The organism is Porphyromonas pogonae (assembly GCF_036320655.1).
Lineage (GTDB): Bacteria > Bacteroidota > Bacteroidia > Bacteroidales > Porphyromonadaceae > Porphyromonas > Porphyromonas pogonae.
Genome location: NZ_CP143258.1, coordinates 1,176,074 through 1,197,717, shown reverse-complemented (window position 1 = coordinate 1,197,717; position 21,644 = coordinate 1,176,074). Strand labels below are relative to the sequence as shown.

The 21,644-nt window shown below is 41.2% G+C and carries 19 protein-coding genes and 1 tRNA gene; 11 read left to right on the top strand and 9 right to left on the bottom strand.

What is annotated here, in order from left to right:
• The first annotated feature begins 104 nt into the window (after window positions 1-104).
• The 3 genes from VYJ22_RS04610 (at window position 105) to VYJ22_RS04600 (ending at window position 3,300) form a co-directional block, all read left to right on the top strand.
• Window positions 105-758: a hypothetical protein gene (locus tag VYJ22_RS04610; protein WP_329905327.1), complete on the top strand. Its 654-nt coding sequence runs from the start codon at window positions 105-107 to the stop codon at window positions 756-758.
• A 177-nt stretch (window positions 759-935) separates the two neighbouring features.
• Complete coding sequence (locus VYJ22_RS04605) at window positions 936-1,784, top strand: SDR family NAD(P)-dependent oxidoreductase (RefSeq protein ID WP_329905326.1); 849 nt, start codon at window positions 936-938, stop codon at window positions 1,782-1,784.
• On the top strand, window positions 1,777-3,300 hold the full coding sequence (locus VYJ22_RS04600) for a class I adenylate-forming enzyme family protein (RefSeq protein ID WP_329905324.1): 1,524 nt from the start codon (window positions 1,777-1,779) through the stop codon (window positions 3,298-3,300). Before VYJ22_RS04605 ends, VYJ22_RS04600 begins: the two co-directional genes overlap by 8 nt.
• A 28-nt stretch (window positions 3,301-3,328) precedes the next feature.
• Here VYJ22_RS04600 and VYJ22_RS04595 read toward each other — a convergent pair whose 3' ends face one another.
• From VYJ22_RS04595 to VYJ22_RS04560, 8 genes are all read right to left on the bottom strand, one after another.
• Window positions 3,329-4,081: an acyl-[acyl-carrier-protein] thioesterase gene (locus VYJ22_RS04595; protein ID WP_329905323.1), complete on the bottom strand. Its 753-nt coding sequence runs from the start codon at window positions 4,079-4,081 to the stop codon at window positions 3,329-3,331.
• 100 nt (window positions 4,082-4,181) lie between these two features.
• Window positions 4,182-4,877, bottom strand: a complete 696-nt coding sequence (locus VYJ22_RS04590; RefSeq protein WP_329905322.1) for an ABC transporter ATP-binding protein — start codon at window positions 4,875-4,877, stop codon at window positions 4,182-4,184.
• A 23-nt stretch (window positions 4,878-4,900) separates the two neighbouring features.
• On the bottom strand, window positions 4,901-6,358 hold the full coding sequence (locus tag VYJ22_RS04585) for a DUF5687 family protein (protein ID WP_329905321.1): 1,458 nt from the start codon (window positions 6,356-6,358) through the stop codon (window positions 4,901-4,903).
• Between the two features lie 219 nt (window positions 6,359-6,577).
• Window positions 6,578-6,664: transfer RNA gene (locus VYJ22_RS04580), tRNA-Ser, on the bottom strand.
• A 213-nt stretch (window positions 6,665-6,877) separates the two neighbouring features.
• Window positions 6,878-7,312, bottom strand: coding sequence for a hypothetical protein (locus VYJ22_RS04575; protein ID WP_329905320.1), 435 nt, complete (start codon window positions 7,310-7,312; stop codon window positions 6,878-6,880).
• A 619-nt stretch (window positions 7,313-7,931) separates the two neighbouring features.
• Entirely contained in the window at window positions 7,932-8,390 is a 459-nt protein-coding gene (locus VYJ22_RS04570; RefSeq protein ID WP_329905319.1) for a hypothetical protein, read from the bottom strand.
• Between the two features lie 344 nt (window positions 8,391-8,734).
• The gene (locus tag VYJ22_RS04565; protein WP_329905318.1) at window positions 8,735-9,250 is read right to left on the bottom strand and encodes a methylated-DNA--[protein]-cysteine S-methyltransferase; all 516 of its coding nucleotides are present in this window, start codon (window positions 9,248-9,250) and stop codon (window positions 8,735-8,737) included.
• Between the two features lie 56 nt (window positions 9,251-9,306).
• Window positions 9,307-10,902: a lamin tail domain-containing protein gene (locus tag VYJ22_RS04560; RefSeq protein ID WP_329905317.1), complete on the bottom strand. Its 1,596-nt coding sequence runs from the start codon at window positions 10,900-10,902 to the stop codon at window positions 9,307-9,309.
• A 168-nt stretch (window positions 10,903-11,070) separates the two neighbouring features.
• Between VYJ22_RS04560 and VYJ22_RS04555 the strand changes: the two genes are divergently transcribed.
• From VYJ22_RS04555 to VYJ22_RS04520, 8 genes are all read left to right on the top strand, one after another.
• Window positions 11,071-12,087 (top strand): aspartate-semialdehyde dehydrogenase, encoded by a 1,017-nt coding sequence (locus tag VYJ22_RS04555; protein WP_329905572.1) that lies wholly within the window; start codon window positions 11,071-11,073, stop codon window positions 12,085-12,087.
• Between the two features lie 5 nt (window positions 12,088-12,092).
• A complete protein-coding gene (panC, locus tag VYJ22_RS04550; protein WP_407989455.1) occupies window positions 12,093-12,938 on the top strand; it encodes a pantoate--beta-alanine ligase in 846 nt (281 codons plus the stop codon).
• A 13-nt stretch (window positions 12,939-12,951) separates the two neighbouring features.
• Window positions 12,952-14,508 carry a glycoside hydrolase family 10 protein gene (locus tag VYJ22_RS04545; protein WP_329905314.1) on the top strand — a complete coding sequence of 519 codons (1,557 nt, stop codon included), beginning with the start codon at window positions 12,952-12,954 and terminating at the stop codon, window positions 14,506-14,508.
• 15 nt (window positions 14,509-14,523) lie between these two features.
• Window positions 14,524-15,651, top strand: a complete 1,128-nt coding sequence (gene hemW / locus VYJ22_RS04540) for a radical SAM family heme chaperone HemW (protein WP_329905313.1) — start codon at window positions 14,524-14,526, stop codon at window positions 15,649-15,651.
• 147 nt (window positions 15,652-15,798) lie between these two features.
• Window positions 15,799-18,072, top strand: a complete 2,274-nt coding sequence (locus tag VYJ22_RS04535; protein ID WP_329905571.1) for a GH92 family glycosyl hydrolase — start codon at window positions 15,799-15,801, stop codon at window positions 18,070-18,072.
• A gap of 135 nt (window positions 18,073-18,207) precedes the next feature.
• A complete protein-coding gene (locus tag VYJ22_RS04530) occupies window positions 18,208-18,642 on the top strand; it encodes a copper resistance protein NlpE N-terminal domain-containing protein (protein WP_329905312.1) in 435 nt (144 codons plus the stop codon).
• A gap of 148 nt (window positions 18,643-18,790) precedes the next feature.
• Window positions 18,791-19,222 carry a flavodoxin family protein gene (locus VYJ22_RS04525; RefSeq protein ID WP_329905311.1) on the top strand — a complete coding sequence of 144 codons (432 nt, stop codon included), beginning with the start codon at window positions 18,791-18,793 and terminating at the stop codon, window positions 19,220-19,222.
• An 11-nt stretch (window positions 19,223-19,233) separates the two neighbouring features.
• Complete coding sequence (locus VYJ22_RS04520; RefSeq protein WP_329905309.1) at window positions 19,234-20,694, top strand: catalase; 1,461 nt, start codon at window positions 19,234-19,236, stop codon at window positions 20,692-20,694.
• 116 nt (window positions 20,695-20,810) lie between these two features.
• On the opposite strand, the gene VYJ22_RS04515 is transcribed toward VYJ22_RS04520, so the two are convergent.
• The gene (locus VYJ22_RS04515; protein WP_329905308.1) at window positions 20,811-21,632 is read right to left on the bottom strand and encodes a purine nucleoside phosphorylase I, inosine and guanosine-specific; all 822 of its coding nucleotides are present in this window, start codon (window positions 21,630-21,632) and stop codon (window positions 20,811-20,813) included.
• Window positions 21,633-21,644: the final 12 nt, after the last annotated feature.

The following is a 21,644-nucleotide window of genomic DNA, read 5'->3' as shown; positions in this document are numbered from 1 at the left end:
TAATCTCAAACTCAAAAATTGATTCCAAAAAGTTTGATTTGTTCCAAATAAATCATAATTTTACAACCAGCTTAAATATATTTCAAACCAAATCGTTAAAGAAAATGAAAAAGGCTTTATTAATCTCATTATGCTTGGGCTCTGCCCTGATGGTAACATCATGCAAGAATAAAACCCAAAGCACAGAAGCTACAGACTCAGTAGTAATGGATACCACTGTAGTATCTGAACCTGCAACAACAGACGCAAACGCCATCGTAAGCGATACAACAAAACGCTATACCTACAAAGGTGCAGAAAAAGAACTTTATGTATGGTTCAACACTGAAGGTGCTACACCATCTGTGATATATAAGATGGAAGGATCTGACGAAATTGTGGAACTACCACAAACTTCTGCTGCAGCTAAAGCAGCTACTTACTCCAAAGATGATATTACCTTGGAAGTAAACCCATCTGATGAACTCACATTGAATATAGGCGGTAAAGCAGAGAAATTCATGCTTGTAGAGCCTCTTACTTACAATATGACTTCTACTGACGGCAAATCAACTTTGGTAGTTACTTACAAAACAATGGATGGTAAAAGAGTTGCTGTAATCCAGAAAGATGGAGGAGCAGAAACTACTCTAGCACAGACTTCGGCTTTTGCTAAAGGTGCAGAATACTCTGACGGAACTACGACATTGAGCACCAAGGGTGACAAAGCTACCCTTATGAGCGGTTCTGAAAAGATTCAGTACAATACTCAGAAATAAGTTTAATATTAGTAATATCATAAGATCTTTGAAGCGAAGGTTTGCCTTAGGGCAGATCTTCGCTTCTTTTTTATTCATAAGAATATAATATTACTAAATTTGATCGTCAGGAGCGACTTTACAATAATAGACTTATCCGTACCTCTCCAGTAACAAATCAGCAAGCCGAAAGATATTATGATAAAATATCCTTTCCTCAATAAGATACTATTCCCTCCCGTAAAAATAAACAGGAGTAAGCTTAGAAAGAAGATAAAGGGTAAAACCATTGTAATCACAGGCGCTACCTATGGTATAGGAGAAGCACTCACCTGGCTTTTGGCAGGCAGAGATGTACACCTCGTGTTAGTAGCGCGCACGGAAGAGAAGCTCCGTCAAATCAAAAGAGTGGCCGTAAGTAAAGGCGCTACAGTAGATATATTCGCAATAGACCTCCGTATGGATGATCAAAGAAAGAGGCTTATCGATGCTTTGTGTCTGTACTCTGAAGGTATAGATATACTGATAAACAATGCTGGTATATCCATCAAAAGATCTTTGATGGAATCACAGAATAGATTTCACGATGTCACACGTACTACGGCACTCAACTATTTTGCATCTGTAGATCTCTGTCTGGGTTTACTTACCCCCCTACAACACAGTAGTGGACACATCATCAATATCTCCGCTCTCAACGTATTACTGCCTCCCGCCCCTCATTGGGCTGCTTATCAGGCGTCCAAGTGTGCAAGTGATCAGTGGTTCAGAGCATCTGCACCGGAGATGAGAATGTACGGGATAGACACATCGATGATTTATCTGCCACTCGTCAGGACACGCATGATATCAGCCACTGAAATGTATCGGGATGTCCCAGCTATGGCACCACAGCGAGCTGCTGATCTTATAGCACAAGCGATTATTAATCGTAAGAGGACTTATAAACCGTGGTGGTTCAAATGGGTAAAAGCTGTTTCAGTCTTATTGCTACCACTATGGGAGAGACAAGCTAACCGTTTATTTCTCAAAAAAACACATGAATAAGAAGCTACTCAAAGCTCTCTTCGAGCTACATTTGATTTCAGGAAGAGGACTATTACGTTTTAGCCGTTGCTTGTTCAAAGAAGGTATAAGCCTGATGGCTCTGCTGGGATTTACAAAGCAATATTATGGCAATAGAGTAGCTGTGAGTTGTGAGGGAGAGCCTATTACTTACCATCATCTGTATCGACACTCCCACCTCATGGCATCTTACCTCTATCATCATTGTCATATCACTCCGGATAAACGAGTAGCCATCCTCTACCCCAATAGTATTGAACTCTTATATTGTCTCTTTGGCCTTTCGTACATAGGAGCAAACATTTATCTGCTCAATCAAGACTTGAGCAACGAGCAACTCATTGATCTTATAAAACAGAAGAAAATCAACTTTTGCATTTCCGATGCTGAGAAAAAGAATGTCTTTACATGTAACCATGAATTATCTGTCATAAACATCCAGTCTGCGAAAGATTATATCTATACAGATCAAAGCCAAAAGCACAAATCCATTAAGCGAAAAATGTTTGGTCGTGGAGAACTTATTGTACTCACGGGTGGGACATCGGGTCAATACAAATCGGCAGCAAGGAAGCCATCAGTCTTCAATTTTCTCAATCCCTTTTTTGCTCTTATAGAGCAGATCGGCATACATCGTTACTCAAGCGTATATATAGCTCCGCCTATATATCATGGGTTCGGATTGGCGGCTGTTATAGTAACATTGTTGATGGGAAAGACCATCTTTCTGCGTTATAGATTCTCAGCAGAAGCAGCATGTGATCTCGTCTATGAAAATGCTATACCACTTCTGGTAGCTGTGCCAACCATGGTAAGGCGTATGCTGGAATGTGACATAAACAAGCTCACATCCATCCAATGCATACTCTCGGGAGGAGCACCTCTTGATCAAAAATTAGTCCGTAAGACACAAGAATATTTAGGAGAAGTTTTGTATAATCTATACGGCACATCCGAAGCAGGATTCTTTATCATGGCTACACCTCAGGATCTAAATCACTATCCCCTTTGTGTGGGGCGACCTATAAAAGGTGTAAAAATCAGAATAGCTCAGCAAGACAAAAATGGCACAGGTCTGCTGCAAGTAAAAAGCGCATGGGCTATGGATCAAGCGCACAAGGCTTGGCAATGTACAGGAGATAGAGCGAAAATCAACGAAACAGGAATTATACACCTGCAAGGACGGGCAGACAAGATGATTGTTTCGGGCGGGGAAAATGTGTATCCCGAAGACATTGAACGGGTTTTACTGAGCCATCATTGCATACACGAAGCTATAGTGCTACCTGTAGAGATCGATGACTTCGGACAAAGGCTCCATGCTTTTGTAGTAACCGACAATCCTACAGTCAGCGATAAGGAAATCATCGAATGGCTCAAAAAGCGCCTAGCTCGCTTCCAGATGCCTTACCGCACCAGCATCGTTACTGAGTTACCCACGTTGAGTACAGGGAAAGTAGCTCCCCAAAAGTTATTATCAGATCAAAAAGATCAATAACAACAGCTCCTTTATGTGCTAATCTAATTTATCTTTTGCCCCAAATAATCTTAGCTCGGCATCGCTTGTCCTCTGAAGGCACGCTCTTGATCTCCGTAATGTACGTGTCGGGCGATATTTCTTCGTAACACACCGATAGTTCTTCACCATACAAGCATTCTTTCAGGAAAAGGATCTCAAAACGGCGGATGTAATAAGTATCATAGCGCTCCACTTCAAAAAGATCCATCATGCGCTCTACATATTTTACCGTGGTAAGATGCCTATTGATGTCCAGATCACTGTATTTGACACAAAATGGCTCTAACCGTAAGCAACTTTCAGGAGAAGCAATGCGCCCAGGAGCCGCAATATCTACGGCGTTACCACAGCAATGCTTTGTAAGGCCTTCCAGCTTGTCCAGCCCACACGGCTTACGGTCTTCTATTCCTATAGCTGCCCATCTGGATCGAGCTTTGGCTATAAGATTGCCATGCTCGTCAGTAACGGTGAAGCTTCTTAGGGTAAAAAGTCTGTTGATCTCTTCGATCCATGTGGATATATGTAAGGCTCTAGGCTCCATAGTAGGAGACACTCGCTCTACAGCCAAGCCTGATAACACCCATGTATAGCCTATCTCATGGAGTGTATGTATGCCGAAACCTCTGCGAGAAGCATGAATTCCGGCTGTGTGGATAAGGTAGTTTATCAAGGAGGTGAGAGGTAATTGTGCTCGGAAATCGAGCATAAAATCCTCTATTCTGAATACTACCGTTTCTATATTTGATATTTCTTGATTCATAGTTATAGTATTAAATATGCAGACAACTCAATGCTTCCGAAAGGAAAGGCGATGAGTTAGTGCTACAATTTACAAAGTTTTTGTATAGATATTTTAGGAACTATTCTCCAAAATATGCTTCCAATTCTGCTAAGGTGTGCTTATTGGTCATGATATCCTTTACCAAAACACCTTTATGCATCACAATAATTCGTTTTGAAACATCTGTAATATGATTCAAGTCGTGACTGGATATCAACGTAGTCATCCCCGTATGTTCATTCAGATCATTGAGTATCTTTTTGAGACGTATCTGAGATGTGGGATCAAGTGAAGTAAAAGGCTCATCAAGAATAAGGACATTGGGCTGTCCCATAATAGCAGCGGCAATGCCTATCTTTTTCTTGTTACCCAGCGAATACTCACGGATCAGTTTATCAGATTCAAGTATCTCTCCTGCAAAGAAAGGTTGCATATCCTCCAAGAACTTCCGGATGTCAGCAGCATTGAGTCCGTACAGAGTTCCTATGAAATCAAAATACTCCTTCACGTGCAAGAAGTCTATCAGAAAGCTTTCGTCCACAAAGGCTCCCACATACTTCTTCCAGTCATCATTGCCCGCAACAGCCATACCGTTTATGACAATTTGGCCTGAGTCCGCTGCAATAAGATCAAGTATAAGTCTGAATAATGTAGTTTTACCTGCACCGTTATTACCGACCAGTCCTACCGTTTCACCGGCACCGATGGTCAAGTTCGAGATGTCTACAACTTTGGTATTATTATATCTTTTAATGGTGTTCTCTATCTGTATCATATGAGTTTGTATATTTTTTATTACTAATTACGCTCCCTAAAGCCCGCAGCCATCTTATACTTATTTTTCTTCAGGATCCACACACACGGCTCTATCAGCACACGGTGAAAGATCAGGAGTATCATATTGAGCGTAAAAAAGCCCCAAATCACATATTGATTGCTGTGGAAAAGGCGTATCACGAGCACAGGTGATAGAAACACCAGCGTGAGGATTACAAAAGAAATGAAAGAGAAGCTATTGGTGCTGAATGACTTTTTGATATAAAAATCTTGATACTCCCACTGATATGCCGATGCAAAAAAGATAATGTATGCCCCCAACCCGGCGATAAAGCTGTAGATAAACAGCACCGACTGCAACTGCAAGTAGCCCAAAACAACACCTATAATAGAAGTAAAAAGCCCCACCAGACAAATCATTTGATACAAATAGAAGGTTGAAAGCACATAGTCTTTGAGCCTAAGATTGAAGGTGAGCAAACCATCGAAAGACGAGCAGTTGGCTCTGTATATAAACTGGGCAAACATCATCTGAGGCAAACATAGTGTAAATAAATATCCTAAACTTGATGATTTATTATCGTGCTCAAAATAAGCAAACATAAGTCCCATTATAAAGTAAAGCCCTATGCTTTTCATGACGCTTCTAAGAAACTTGGGGCGTACAAACTGTTTGATTTGCACCGTTGTCAACTGCCCCATTACTCCGTACTGAGCCATAAAGGAGAGTTTGTCCTCTATCTTATTGCTACTCGAGACTTCATCTTTTTCATAATAGAAGTTTTTGAATACCCTCACGTGAAGGATGTAAAAGAGAACAGAAAAACCTACCAATGAAAGAATAGCTACAATGCTGGAAAAGAATGTGCCGGAAAAGATCAAAACAGGTTGCACCCAATCGAACCAGTTGAAATATACAGGCAAAGCCAGCACTACGACCAACGCCAAAAAAGCCGATAGGAATTTCCAATCCAACTCCCATCTTCGTTTGATGTAGGAGGAGCACATGATATTGAAAATAATAACTGCAACTCCACAGAAAAAAAGGAGCAAGGCTCGTGTTCCCATACCATACTTCCATGCCGACATGACGCAGTAAGGAAGAAATACAAATAAGCCTAAGTAATTGAGCGGATTGATAAGAGGTTTGGTCACAACATACCGGATAAGTGTATCTCGTGGAATAGGAAGTAATCTGTACTGATTGATGTTGAGTGAGGTCATAGGCTGAACAAAAATGCGCATGAGTATTCCTAATATAATAATAGCAGGAATGAAGGATGCAAAACTTTCGACAACATCTTTGTTCGGGAAAAGATTGCCAAACATCATAGGGAGCATCAAAGAATACGCAAAAAGGAATGCTGATGATAAAAAGATGTATAATGTGAGGAGAATCTTAGAAAAAATATTTCTGTATTTTGAAGAAGATCGAAAAAGATCATAAAGCTGATGCTTATATAGTTCGCTTGATATCATGTGGATTGTATTACAAAATATTTACGGCTGTGAAAGTAATAAATTTATTTATACCACAGTTTGAGAAAACATGACAGTTGGCGAATATTTGGGATAGTAAGACTTTACAATCTGCACAAGAACATCATGCGATAGCAAATCGGAAGAAATACTTATGAAAAAAGGGAATAGAGTAAAAAGAAAAAGCTGCAGGATATACATCCTACAGCATTTATTCAGCGGAAGCGACGAGATTCGAACTCGTGGTACGGTTGCCCGTACGACAGTTTAGCAAACTGTTGGTTTCAGCCACTCACCCACACTTCCGAAGCGCATAGCTTTAACGACTGCAAAGATATGTAATTTTTATTTATTTGCAAGGATTTGTGGTAATTTATTAGCAATAAAATTTTCTTTTCGCCATCTGTAATAAGGGCGTGTGCTACCTTGTTGCTGCAATACTTTACACTATAATTCTGTAAGTAAATCACATGCCTATTCGTCCTTACGAGACTCCATAGTTGGGATTACAACAAAAAATCAAGGAAGCATTTTGAGATCGTGTATCCTATACTTGCTTCCATCATGTATTACCCGCAACTCTACATTGACTTCCTTGCCGGTTCTCATGCGATAGCCGATGCGATAGTTTCCATCTCCTGCAAGTTTTTCGACGGAGAGATTCTTGACCCATGACTCTTCACACTTGGTCGAATTCAGGAATGGATCGGTAGCCCAGTCAAAAGTATTGAGCCTATTGATCAATGCTCCTGTACAATACTTACTCAGCATCCGGTCTGTGACTTCTATATTGGGGGTAGCTTTACTACGCTCTTTGATATAGGAGATATAAAATTCCCTAAGCATCTCTATCACCCCATCACTCTTGCTCGAGGGCTTATCTGCATGCGCAACCATACTCATGGTACACATCATGACAATAACGCCCAATAATCTCTTGATATTTGCAGTCATATACTGTAGTCTTTATGTCATTATTAAAAACACCTCTTCCCAAAAAAGTGTTTTGATCAGCGACCAAACGTTAAAGATATATTACTATTATGAGACTATTGCAAAAGTCAACAGTCTTGTGGATTTTGGAGACAAAGCCGACAAAAGACTCTTTGACCGGGCAGAGAGGGTAAAGTGCAAGGCACTAAGAGTGAGTGCACAGGGAGTTTACTTCAGGTAAATGACCTAGCGCGAATCTCGCAAGCAACGAAGCAATTTGCCTGCTATGCAACGGTCTCTGTATATAAATAACGTATACTTGAAGCATATTAATACATTGAAGCACCTAAAAAGAAAATATATGTTCTGTCACATGATTATGTTTGCGACTTATGTGCAGACTAACAATGAAAGAACATATATATTAAATGATGGACGCAAGCATTGTCTTTTCAATGTGAATATGATTACCGCAAAAGAATGTTATTTTTCACCAATTGAATGCGTTGTTTTTCCGATGCAAATATTGATGTTTCCATCTTCAAAGATTGATCGCATCATTCTCAAAGATTGACCTTGTCATTCTCAAAGATTGGATTCACCATTTATAAACATTGATTTGGTCATTCATCCCGGAGAATTAATTTGAAAGAAAAAGCTTTTTAAACATGTCATTCGAGAAGGTAGCTTGGAGCAATAAAAATAACTCCTGTTCTTTGATCGTATGCATTTCCGGACGATTAAAGTCCTCAACAAGATAATCCAATAAGGAATTGTAAAATAAGAGAAGAAGGTGAGACGCCTTAAAAATCTTATTGTCGAAATCCGATCCTTCAGACTTATTATCAATATGTTCAGGATGAGGCAGACATCCTTTTTCACAAATGATTTCTATATGCGGAGTACTCAAGATAATAACTTCGGTATCACCGCATGGGGAAGAAAGTGAAAATGATTTGTCAATAGGGATGAATGTAAAATGTCTCTTTGGGATTTTTCGAGTCTCTCCATCCTCTGTGATAATCACCTCTCTTCGATGCACATAAATAATACGATGTAGTCGTTGTTCTGTTGGTGCAATTGATTCTCCTATTCCCATTTTCAATAAACTGAACCCGGGTATAGGATTGTATACAGAACATTCGCTAGGTTTAAGGTTTGACTGGTCTATAATTTTCATAATGAGATGTCTTAAATCTATTTTTATTCTATGCTATTTAAAATCAAAATATTTAGCCATGCTATAGTCACATGTGTAGTACTTTCTTTCTTGCGGTATAATACGGCATGAATATTATTTCTAACAATCAACAATCTATGCCTCATTATTGATCTGTAAAATAGCTCAATTAGGATACTAATGTTTCAGTGAGATTCTATACTCACGGGTGGTCTTTTATTGTTCACAAAGGGACAATCCGAACCGAGCAAAGAAAAGGGATACTATTTAAAATCGCCTTTTTCTTTCGTGATAAGTAAAGACTTCACGTGAGTCCCCCAACGGTAATTTCCGGTACCTCCTTGCGCCGGCACTATGCGATGACAAGGTACAAAATAGGAAACAGGATTACGAGCTATGGCATGAGCCACAGCTCTTACAGCACGAGGCTTGCCACACTGAGCAGCAAAATCACTATAAGAAATCGTGGTACCCAATGGCACTTGAAGTAGATGATACCATACCTCTTGTTGGAACGTCGTACCTACAAGGTGCAGAGGCATGGGTAAGTCGGAAATACTATGGTGCTGTTCGTAAGCATGGCAGATCTTCTGCGCCGAGACATCATCTCTATGCAAAGAGGTATGGGGGTATTCTTCCTTGAGGATAGACAACCCATCGTTTTCTTCATTTTGAAACCCGGCAAAAACAATACCTTCATCCATCCAAGCGATAAAAAGAGGTTGCCTCACCAGAGTGTCGCTTATTCCCCAATATATAATCTTATCATTATTTTTCATATTACATAATGTGTCCTTATATTCTAACTTGCATCAATTCCGCATCGCATCTGTAATTACTGAATGCACAGATAAAAATAATAATTTTTCACATCGCTATCCACTCCTGAGATATTCACACTCACGATATAGCGTCCGAGATACAGGCCATAACGCTCTTTGAAACCAAAACCCAATGAATTCAATATAGACTTGCACCATGTGAGGGTCTCGTCACCATCCATCTTGCCAAGACAAATACCACTGATATCATAGAGAAATGTACTACATTTAAATTGAGGAGACCGAGATGTAAAACCTACTATTCTGTGAGCAATCTCCAGTGGCGATAATTGGCGTTTGGAAGAAGAAGGCTCCTCCTTGTCCATATCGGGAGTATGAGACTTATCGGAGACAGAGTTACGCCGAGTAGGAGTAGCATACCCTGAAGATTTGAGAGCAAGAGCCCAATTCTTAAGATCGTCCGATGCCTTCCTAGCATCAATTCTCTCATAAGCTATACCTCGCTTGTTTTTAGAGCCTTGAGGAAAAAGTTCCGAATCATAATGCATCAGCTCTATTAACTCTTTGTTTTCTACATCTACCAATCCCAAAGTAAAAGCTTTGTTGGGCAAGCGTAAGAAAGGCACTATATTGATTATGGATGAGCTATTGGCTTGCGGACTAGCATGTAACACTCCTTCTTTGGATGCCGTAACTACAAGATACTGATGAGGCTCCATGTGTGTAAGACCACTAAGATCAATAGCTTTTATAATTTCATCCTCTTTTATAAGACCCAAGGCAATGCCCTCCAGAGAGATACTCTGATCACTTGGGTTGTAAAGTTCGACATACTCAGCTCCGTCTTTCGACGGGTTTGCCATTACCTCATTGAGTATGGGATAAATCCGACTTTCAGGTTTAGGTGAATTATCACCCCCCGGTGTATATGTTGGGGGTTCTTTTATGAAGGTATCTACTTTTAGCTCTTTGATGCTCAATAGCTCAGCACGTGTTTTGGTATAATTGATTATAAAACCTATGCCGGAACGATTGCTCCGCATTGGTCTATCGAAGGAAGAAGCTCCGATGTAATGAAAATGATCTTCATTCTCCTTGTTATGTAGCCACAACTTCCATCCCTTACCCCGTGCATAAGTAATATGGTACTTGATAATGCCACTGAAAGTAATCGGCACATCACGTGGAGATACAAGCACTTGCTCATCTCGGAGTATATATTTGCCTTTAATCTTTTCATGGGGAGAGACCGAGACTGTAACAAGATTGATCAATGAATTTTTACCTATACTCAAGGCAACATAGTCATAGCTCGACTGCCCGTCTTGTGCATAACAGTAAAGCAGGACATACATATTATTGGATACTGAAGGTGTATAGAGCATCTCTACAGTGCCTATCCATTGCATCTCATCTGCAAAAGGGATAGTAGTAAATAAAGAGCTTTGAAATAGGCCTTTATCACCAGAAGGACGTTTGAGTCTCAATGCTCCGTTTTTTATTTCAAAGTCCTGTGGCGTACCACGCCATTGAGTAGGATCGAAAGTTTGTACCGGATGTGAAACATCTAACTGCCATTGCCCCCATGAGGGAATAAAAGAAAACGAGAATAAAAAGAAAAGTAATAAATACTTTTTCAATGATTTCATGGTCAAAATGTGTTAATGCAGATAAAATAACTGCATGTTATTATGTATAACATAAAGTTTTTAAGGTAAACATGAACTAAAGGTATGGATTTTCATATCTTTGCATCACAAATGCAAAGTTATAACTTTGATATTTACACACAAAAAAACAGAAAATTTATTACCGGAATGAATATAGCAATTGTAGGAGTAAGCGGAGCTGTAGGACAAGAATTCCTGAGAGTCCTGAGTGAAAGAGATCTGAAAATAAAAAACCTCAAATTGTTTGGCTCTGCACGTAGTGCCGGACGTAAGTATACTTTCAGAAATAAAGAATATGAGGTACTGGAACTCAAACACAATGATGATTTTCAAGATATAGATATCGCATTCACCTCTGCCGGCGGCGGTATTTCTCAGGAATTTGCAGAGACTATCACTAAGCATGGTGCCATCATGATAGACAACTCCAACGCCTTCAGGATGGAACAAGACGTACCATTGGTAGTACCTGAAGTAAACGGTGAGGATGCACTATCGGCCCCCAGGAAAATCATAGCCAATCCCAACTGTACCACCATACAAATGGTAGTGGCTTTGAATGCCATAGAAAAGCTATCACATATCAAGAGAGTACATGTGGCCACATACCAAGCGGCCAGTGGTGCCGGAGCACGAGGAATTGAAGAACTCATCAAACAAACCAAAGAGCTGGCGGAGGGCAAAGATGCATCCGTAGAAAAATTTGCATACCAACTTGCCCATAACCTGATCCCTCAGATTGATGTATTCATGGATAATGACTACACCAAAGAGGAGATGAAAATGTACAATGAAACGCGCAAAATCATGCATAGCGATATCCAAGTAAGCGCTACTTGTGTGAGAGTACCCGTAACAAGAGCACACTCTGAAGCTATCTGGGTGGAGACAGAGCAACCTATTGAAATTGAAGAAGCCAAAGAGGCTTTTAAGAATGCTCCAGGCATCGTATGGCAAGACAATCCTGCCGAGCAGGTATATCCCATGCCGCTGTATATCGCAGAAAAAGACCCTGTGTATGTTGGACGAGTAAGAGAGGATCTCACTAACCCTTGCGGTTTGACCTTCTGGTGTGTAGGCGACCAAATCAAGAAAGGCGCAGCCCTCAATGCAGTTCAAATAGCACAGTATCTCATCGAAAAAGGAGTATTTAGCAAAAAATAATCATGATCACAGTATTAACTAAGATCGAGGAAGTAGAGAATTTTGTCTATGCACAGAAAAGTGCGGGCAGAACCATAGGTTTTGTGCCTACCATGGGAGCTTTGCACAAAGGTCATTTGAGTCTCGTAAAGAAAGCTTTGGATGAATGCGATGTATGTATAGTGAGCATATTTGTAAATCCCACACAGTTCAATGACCCCAAAGATCTGGAGACTTATCCTCGCACTTTTCAAGCCGATGCCGACCTACTTGAAGATGTCGGTGCTCATGCTATATTTCATCCCGAAGTAGAAACTATCTATCCCGAAAAAGATGATCGGATATTCGACGTAGGTGCAGTAGCAGAAGTGATGGAAGGCAAGCACAGACCGGGACACTTCAATGGAGTAATGCAAGTTGTAAGCCGTTTGTTTGAGATCGTGAAGCCTGATAAAGCATTTTTTGGGGAAAAAGATTTCCAACAAATAGCCGTAATCAAAGCGATGGTAAACCAAATGAGAAGCTCAGTAAGGATTGTGGCATGCCCCATAATCCGTGAAGAAGACGGACTGGCTCTTAGTAGCCGTAATGTAAGATTGTCCCACGACCTTCGCTGCAAGGCGCCCCACATTCATCAGATATTGCAGCAAAGCACCTCCTGGGCTCATAATATGAAGCCACAACAAGTAAAAGATAAGGTAGTGGAAGAGCTGAATAAAATTAATTCCTTGGAAGTAGAATACTATGATATTGTAGATGGAGATACACTTCAGAGCATCAAGGAATGGAATGAATCACAAAATATTATGGGTTGCATTACCGTTTATTGTGGAGAAGTACGCTTAATCGACAATATTCATTATTCAAACTAATCATTAGTCCGTTGTGAAAAGACATTATTGCATCATTTTTCTGGCTACACTATCACTTCTTACCGCTTGCGGTACTGCCTCAAAAGTCCGCAAAGCAAAGCCTGTGCCGGTGAAAGTCGTGCCCAAAGACACATTGGTTATTCCGTCAAAGCCGTGGGAGACACCACAAGTCGAGGGTGTAAAGCAAGAAATGAGGGCAGTATGGCTCACAACAATATACGGACTGGACTGGCCCAAAACCAAGGCAAACAATGCTTCGGGGATCAAAGCTCAGCAACTGGAATTGGATCATATTCTTGACAGGCTCAAGGAGGATGGGTTCAACACTATATTTCTTCAAGTGCGGCAGAGGGGCAATGTGATATATCCATCACAATACGAACCTTTCTCTCCGGACTTCACCTCGTCGGGGAATAGGCCCGATTATGATCCGCTTGACTATGCAGTAAAAGCTTGTCATAGTAGAGGACTTGCATGCCATGCATGGTTGGTGACATTCCCTTTGGGTAGTCATAAGAACTTCAGTAAGCTATCATCACATATCAAATCATCATGGACAGTAAAGCATGATGGAGAGTGGTATCTCAATCCAGGAGAACCGGAAGCGAGAGAATACATTGCAGATATTGCGGAAGAGATAGTGAAGAAGTACCCCGTAGACGGTATCCATATGGATTATGTAAGATATCCCGAGAATGCTGTGAAGTTCAATGATAAATTCACCTATAACAAATATGGACAAGGTGAAGGCCTGTACCAATGGCGCCGTGATAATATTACTGCTCTATTCCGAACAATCAACAAGAAGGTACATGCCATTTCTCCATGGGTGCAAATCAGTGCGGCCACATTGGGTAAGCTTAAATATTTACCCGAGCTCAAAAGCTCGCATGGATGGACGGCCTTTGAGTCAGTGCATCAGGACCCTGAATCATGGGAAAAAGGAGATGTAATAGACTTCGTAGTGCCTATGATGTATTATAAGGATCAGCTTTTCGAACCTTTTCTCCTCGATTGGCAAAAGTCACTCAAACAAGCCAAAGTAATCGCCGGTTTAGGGGCTTATAGAGTAGATGAGAGAAGCACGGTCAGATGGAACGTCAATGATATTTCATGCCAGATGGATTATGTCAAAGACTGTCACATGCCGGGAGTTTGTTTCTTTAGGGATGAGAATATCCGGAGCAGCCGTCCGGAAATGCGTATGATGATACGTGATAGATTCAAAACAAAAGCATTGGCTCTGTCATTGGATCGTGGTAAGAAATATCCCCCGGCAAAACCTATTAATATAGTCATACAACCGGGAAAAGATGATCTTAAAATCACATGGGCTACAGACTCTATCCACAATAAAACGCCTGAAACTTACCGCATCTGGGGTAGGATAACCGAGAAATCGGGTGACAGTAAAAGCATGCTTATAGCTGATGGAGTAAATGAAAAACAATACACCATCAGTAAGAATATCACACCGCATGGCGGATACATCGAGATAGGAGTAGAGGCCGTGAATCCGCTCGGATTTGTTGCACCTTGTGACAAAGGAGCTATCTATATGAATAAATGAGATAAGCCTTCCCGAATGAATTTATATATACATGTGCCGTTTTGTGCTTCCCGCTGTACTTATTGTGACTTTTACACGCAGACCAATAAGACTCTGAAGCAGGACTATCTACAAGCTCTCGAGCGAGAGATGGAGATTATACAAGCCACTATATATAATGGAGATATAGAGCATATTTATTTGGGTGGAGGAACCCCCAGTCTATTGTCAGCAAGAGAACTAGACACTATATTCAATAAAATATACAGTACTTGGCAAGTTCTTCCTCATGGTGAACACACTTTGGAAGCCAACCCGGATGATCTATCCATAGAATATACGGCATCCATAGCTTCATTGCCGATAAACAGAGTGAGCATGGGAGCCCAAAGCTTTGATAATAAAGATCTGAAGTTCCTGAACCGAAGACATGCCGCAGGACAGGTATATGAGGCCGTCGACAATCTGCGCCATCATGATATTACCAATATCAGTGTTGATCTCATTTATGGACTACCGGGACAGACATTGGAAATGTGGGACAAGAATATGGATGCCGTATTATCACTTGATATCCCTCATATATCCTCATACCATCTCATCTATGAAGAAGGTACGCCCATGACCAAGCTACTCAATCTTGGTAAAATAAAGGCCATAGATGAGGATATAAGTCTGCAGATGTTCAGACTGCTTATACATAGACTCAAAGCTGCAGGTTATGAGCATTATGAGATATCCAATTTTGCCCAACCGGGAGCTTACGCGCGTCTCAATACCGATTACTGGCGCTACACCCCTTATATCGGGTTGGGACCTTCAGCTCATAGCTTCTATGACCAGAGTAGACTTTTCAACGTCTCCTCTATACAGGAATATACACGCATGATACTCCGAGAAGATCAACTCCCTCAAAGCAAAGAGGTGTTAACAGTCAAAGATTTATTCAATGAGACAATACTGACTGGCCTTCGTACCATGTGGGGTATCAATGTAATGGAAATCAAAGAGAGATTCGGTAATGAGGTTTATGCTATACTCTTAAAATCAGCAGACAAATATCTCCGTCAAAATCTAATCAAAGAAACGGCGAACCACCACTTCATACTCACGGAAGAAGGCATTTTCGTCTCAGACGGCATCATGTCCGATCTCTTCATGTAATATCTCCACTGCAGCTATCTAACCGAAATCAACCGTATTTCCTGCAAGATGCTTGACACTTCTAAGCGCACTTATTGTTTTCAGGCTATTTTCAGTTTTTATCCCTATTTTTGTATAAGACATTAAATAATTACGCATTATTCCATGATGAAAAGAAAGATACTAGCTGTTATCTGTATGTACTGTACAGGTATAACTTCGTCATTGTTTGCCCAAAAACAATTTACTCCTACAGATTACGTCAATCCATTTATAGGTACTACTAACTACGGCACCACAAATCCGGGAGCTGTATTACCTCATGGCCTGATGAGTATTACACCATTCAACGTTACAGGCTCGAAAACAAATAAATTTGATAAAGATGCTCAATGGTGGAGCACGCCCTACTCCAAAGATAATACTTACTCAATAGGATTCAGTCAGGTAAACCTGAGTGGTGTAGGTTGTCCTGATTTAGGGGGATTGATAGTCATGGCAACAGCCGGAAAACTTGATGTTGATTACAAATCCTATGGTGATCATCTCTCTCGCGAAAAAGCATCACCAGGGTACTACAGCTCTTATTTTGAGAAATACAATGTAAAAGCCGAAGTTACAGCCACAATGCGCACTTCTCTGGCAAAGTTTACATTTGAAAAAGCAGGTAAAGGCAATATACTATTCAATCTGGGACAAGCATTGACCAACGAATCAGGTGCCACAGTGAGATTTCTGAATGACTCCACTATTATAGGCAGCAAACTCATGGGTACATTTTGCTACAATCCACAAGCTGTATTCAGGCAATACTTTGTAGCACGCGTGAGTAAGTCGCCAGAGCAATCAGGATATTGGAAAAAACAATTGCCTATGACCGGAGTAGAAGCAGAGTGGGATCCCGACAATGGCAGATATAAAATATATACCAAATACAAAAAGGAACTGAGTGGAGATGATCTGGGAGCATGGTTCACATACAACGTTAAAGCAGGCGAAGCCATATACGTCCAGACTGCAGTATCTTTTGTGAGTGAACAAAATGCATTACTCAATCTTGAAGCTGAACAAAAAAGGATAAACTTTGACGAAACTAAAGACAACGCCCGCAAAACTTGGGATAAGGCTCTTAGTGTAATCGAAGTAGAGGGTGGATCTAATGATCAAAAAACAGTATTCTATACAGCGTTGTACCATATGCTACTGCACCCTAATATACTGCAAGATGTCAACGGTGAATATCCCCTAATGGAGTCATTGGCTACAGGCAAAACCAATCACGAGCGTTACACTGTGTATTCCCTATGGGACACTTATCGTAATGTACACCCCCTGATGTGCTTGCTCTACCCACAGAGGCAACTGGATATGGTGAAAACCATGATAGATATGTATAAAGAAAGCGGATGGTTGCCCAAATGGGAACTTTATGGCAGGGAGACATACACGATGGAAGGTGATCCGTCTATTATTGTGATCAATGATACCTGGCAAAGAGGTCTCAGAGACTTTGATGTCAAAACTGCTTATGAAGCTATGCGTAAAGGAGCAGATACACCTGGCAAAAGCAACCTCATGAGACCCGATAATGACGACTATCTCAAACTGGGGTATGTGGCGCTCAGAGAGAAGTTCGACAATTCTGTTTCTCACGCCTTGGAATATTATATAGCAGATTGGAACCTGAGCCAATTCGCGCTTAAAGCCATGAACAGGCCTCATGATGCCAGTATATACCTCAAGCGCTCCCTGAACTACAAAAAATACTACAGTAAAGAGTACGGCACCCTACGCCCGATACTACCCAATGGGAAGTTTCTCACACCCTTCAATCCCAAACAAGGCGAAAACTTTGAACCATCACCAGGCTTCCACGAAGGTAACGCTTGGAACTATACCTTCTTTGTGCCTCATGACATCAAAGGTCTTGCTAAACTGATGGGAGGAGAGAAGATCTTCGTAGATCATTTGCAGAGTGTTTTTGACAATGGCAATTATGATCCGGCCAATGAGCCTGATATTGCTTATCCCTATCTATTCACCTATTATCCCCGTGAGGCTTGGAGAACACAAAAACTTACACAAGAGTTGCTCAGCAAGCACTTCAAAAACACACCTAACGGTCTTCCCGGCAACGATGATACGGGAGCTATGAGTGCTTGGGCCATCTATTCGATGATAGGGCTATACCCCGACTGTCCGGGAAATATGGAATACGCCCTTACTAAGCCCGTATTTGAGAAAGTAACAATACATTTGGACCCCAAATACTACTCTAATAAAAGTATTGTAATCGAAACGGACAAGAACCTCAACAATACATCTGATCAATACTTTAATGTGATCCGCATTGATAGCAAAAAGCACAAAAACCAATACAGATTACTGCACAAGGATTTGATAAATGCGCAAAAAATAACATTTTCACATGAAAAGAACTAATGAATGTCATTTTTTCTTGAGAAATAATATTGTTGTATCGAATATATCTTTAGCTTTGTACAAGATTTCAGCATAAAAGCAGCTGATCTATAGAGAGAAATTATTTGATTCACAAATCATTCTAAATTGAAGATTATGAAAAAGTTTTTAGCCCTTTCAATGATGGCTTTCGCCATGGTTGCTTGTAATAACAAACAAAAGACCGCAGAAAACACAGCTGATACAGTTGAGGTAGCAGAAAACGTTGAAGTTGCCATCCCTGTATACGTAGGTGTATTCAAAGGCGAGATCCCTGCAACAGTAGAAGCAAAGTCATATGACGTTACTTTGAATCTTTCGGCTGATAATCAGTTTGTAATGAACATGATCCCTAAATCCGGTAAAGATGCCGGTAAAGCCACTGAAACCAAAGGAACTTTTGAAGTTGCCGGTGATACCATCAAGTTGAATGATGAGAGCAAGACCATCTATGTACTCCAAGGCGAAAACAAACTGCAACAGCTTGATGCTGAAAAGAAACCTGCAGACAAGTTCGTACTTGACAAAGTTATCGATGTAAAGCCTCAATAAGATTTCAGGCTAAATAACATCAGAGGAGACTGCTTTATTAATTTAAAGCAGTCTTTTCGCTTTTATTACCTTGCGTAAAGAAGCGAAAAATATGTATATTTGTTTATAGCGATTATTCACATCACACGGCCTTATAGACACATTTTATATGAAAGCAACTATTATCTACTATAGCCATAAAGGCAAAACGGCCGGATATGCAAGGGAAATAGCCATGTACCTATGGTCAAAAGGTCTGGATGTAAGTCTTGCATCCGTATCTGATTACAAGGAGGATAAGCTACACAATACAGACTTTCTTCTTTTAGGATGTTGGACGTCAGGCTGGTTTATCGTTCATCAGCACCCTCACAAGTCTTGGGTAGATTTTGCACGAACCTTGCCTCACCCGTTTTCCCAGAAGCTACTTCTCTTTACCACCTATAAGATACGTACGGGTAGTATGTTCCGTAAAATGAAGAAGCATATTGCCCCCATAGATTCCAATATCTTTTCTCTAAAGTCACGTAGCGGGCACCTCACAGATACTGATAAAAGGACACTCGATACAATGATACGACAAAAACACATTAACGAATAAAACAATCATTCATGAACGGAAACAAAAAACTAACAAGTGTATCAGGCACCCCGGTACCTGATAATCAGAATGTATCCACCGCCGGCAAGCGAGGCCCCATGCTATTGCAAGATGTGTGGTATTTGGAAAAGTTGGCTCATTTCGACCGAGAGGTAATCCCTGAGAGACGTATGCATGCCAAGGGTTCAGGGGCTTTTGGAACCTTTACGGTGACCAATGATATCACACAATACACCTGCGCCAAAATCTTTTCGGAGATAGGGAAAAAGACCGATCTTTTCATTCGCTTCTCTACTGTAGCAGGAGAGCGTGGAGCAGCCGATGCGGAGCGTGACATTCGTGGTTTTGCAATGAAGTTTTACACCGAACAAGGTAATTGGGATTTGGTCGGCAATAACACGCCCGTCTTTTTCTTACGTGATCCGCTCAAATTTCCGGACTTGAATCATGCTATCAAACGTGATCCTCGCACCAATATGCGCAGTCCCAAAAACAACTGGGATTTTTGGACATTACTTCCCGAGGCGTTGCATCAGGTTACAATTACCATGAGTGATCGTGGTATACCTTATTCTTACAGACACATGCATGGTTTCGGTAGTCATGCATTTTCCTTCATCAATGCCCGGAATCAACGTGTATGGGTCAAATTTCATCTTCACACACATCAAGGTATCAAAAACCTTACAGACCAAGAAGCTGAAGCTATTGTAGCCAAAGATCGTGAGAGTCATCAGAGAGATCTCTATGAAAGTATAGAAAGAGGTGATTACCCTAGATGGACTATGAAGGTGCAGATCATGACAGAAGAGCAAGCACGTAACTGTCCGTTCAATCCTTTTGACCTCACTAAAACATGGTCTCAAAAGATTTATCCGCTGATAGAAGTGGGAGTAATCGAATTGAATCGAAATCCTGAGAATTATTTTGCTGATGTAGAGCAAGCAGCTTTCAATCCGGCTAATATAGTACCGGGGATAGGATTTTCGCCAGACCGCATGTTGCAAGGGCGTTTGTTTTCCTATGGCGATGCTCAGCGCTACAGACTGGGAGTAAACCACTATCAGATACCGGTAAATCGCAGTCGCTGCCCATTTCTCAATATTTATCATCGTGACGGTCAGATGCGTGTCGATGGCAACCACGGATCCACTCTGGGCTATGAACCAAACGGATATGGCGAGTGGAAGGAGCAACCCGAGTATAAAGAGCCGCCTCTCGAGCTAGACGGAGCAGCCTATCAATGGGATTTTCGTGAAGACGATGACGACTACTACTCACAACCCGGGGCACTCTTCCGACTGATGAGTCCTGAGCAGCAACAAGTACTTTTTGATAACACGGCACGTGCTATGGGAGACATACCCAAAGAAATAAAAGTGCGACATGCCAAAAACTGTATGAAAGCTGACGAAGCATACGGTCACGGTGTAGCAAAAGCTTTAGGTGTAGATCCTGCCGAATTGCTGTGATACACTGATCCGGGGATAATATAGAAGTCCCCTGTATTGATATACCAAAAGCCGCAATACTCATCTCTGAAGTATTACGGCTTTTATATTCTGTCAGGAGAAAAATCCTAATACTGCTACATTTCTTTGAGCAACTCTGTGACTATACGCCCCATCTTTTCGGATGCCGCGTTGGCTGCGTCTATCACATCTTGAGCATCATTGACGAAGTCATCCGCAAAATGATACCCCTCATTAGTGATCACCGACATACCGAATACCCTGATACCGGCATGGCGTGCCACAATCACTTCAGGTACAGTACTCATACCTATAGCATCACCGCCTACCCTACTCCAGAATGTATATTCTGCAGGTGTCTCATACGATGGCCCGGTAAGTCCTACATACACCCCCTCTTTTACAGGGATGCCCAGACGCTCTGCCACGGCCTTGGCTTTTTGGAAAAACTCTTTGTCATAAGCACGTGTCATATCAGGGAATCTTACGCCAAACATATTCATGTTAGGCCCTATTAGTGGGTTGGGTAAGTTGTTGATATGGTCTTTGATGAGCATGAGATCGCCGATTTTAAATGTAGTATTGATACCACCGGCAGCATTGGATACGATCAGATTCTCAATACCGAGAAGCTTCATAACACGGATAGGGAAAGTCACCTGATCCATGGAATAGCCCTCATAATAATGGAAACGCCCCTGCATCGCCAAGATGGGTACTCCACCCAGTGTGCCCACAATGAGATTACCCTTGTGTCCCACAGCTGTAGAGTTGGCAAAGTGAGGTATTTTATTGTATGGAATCACAGTAGCATCTTGAATCGAATCTGCCAGATTGCCCAGTCCGCTTCCTAATACAATAGCGGTTTTTACTTCATTAGGCAATCGAGAAGCCAAGTAAGAAGCGGCTTCATGATAGTGTTGTTCTTGCATTACCATATTTTTTACAAA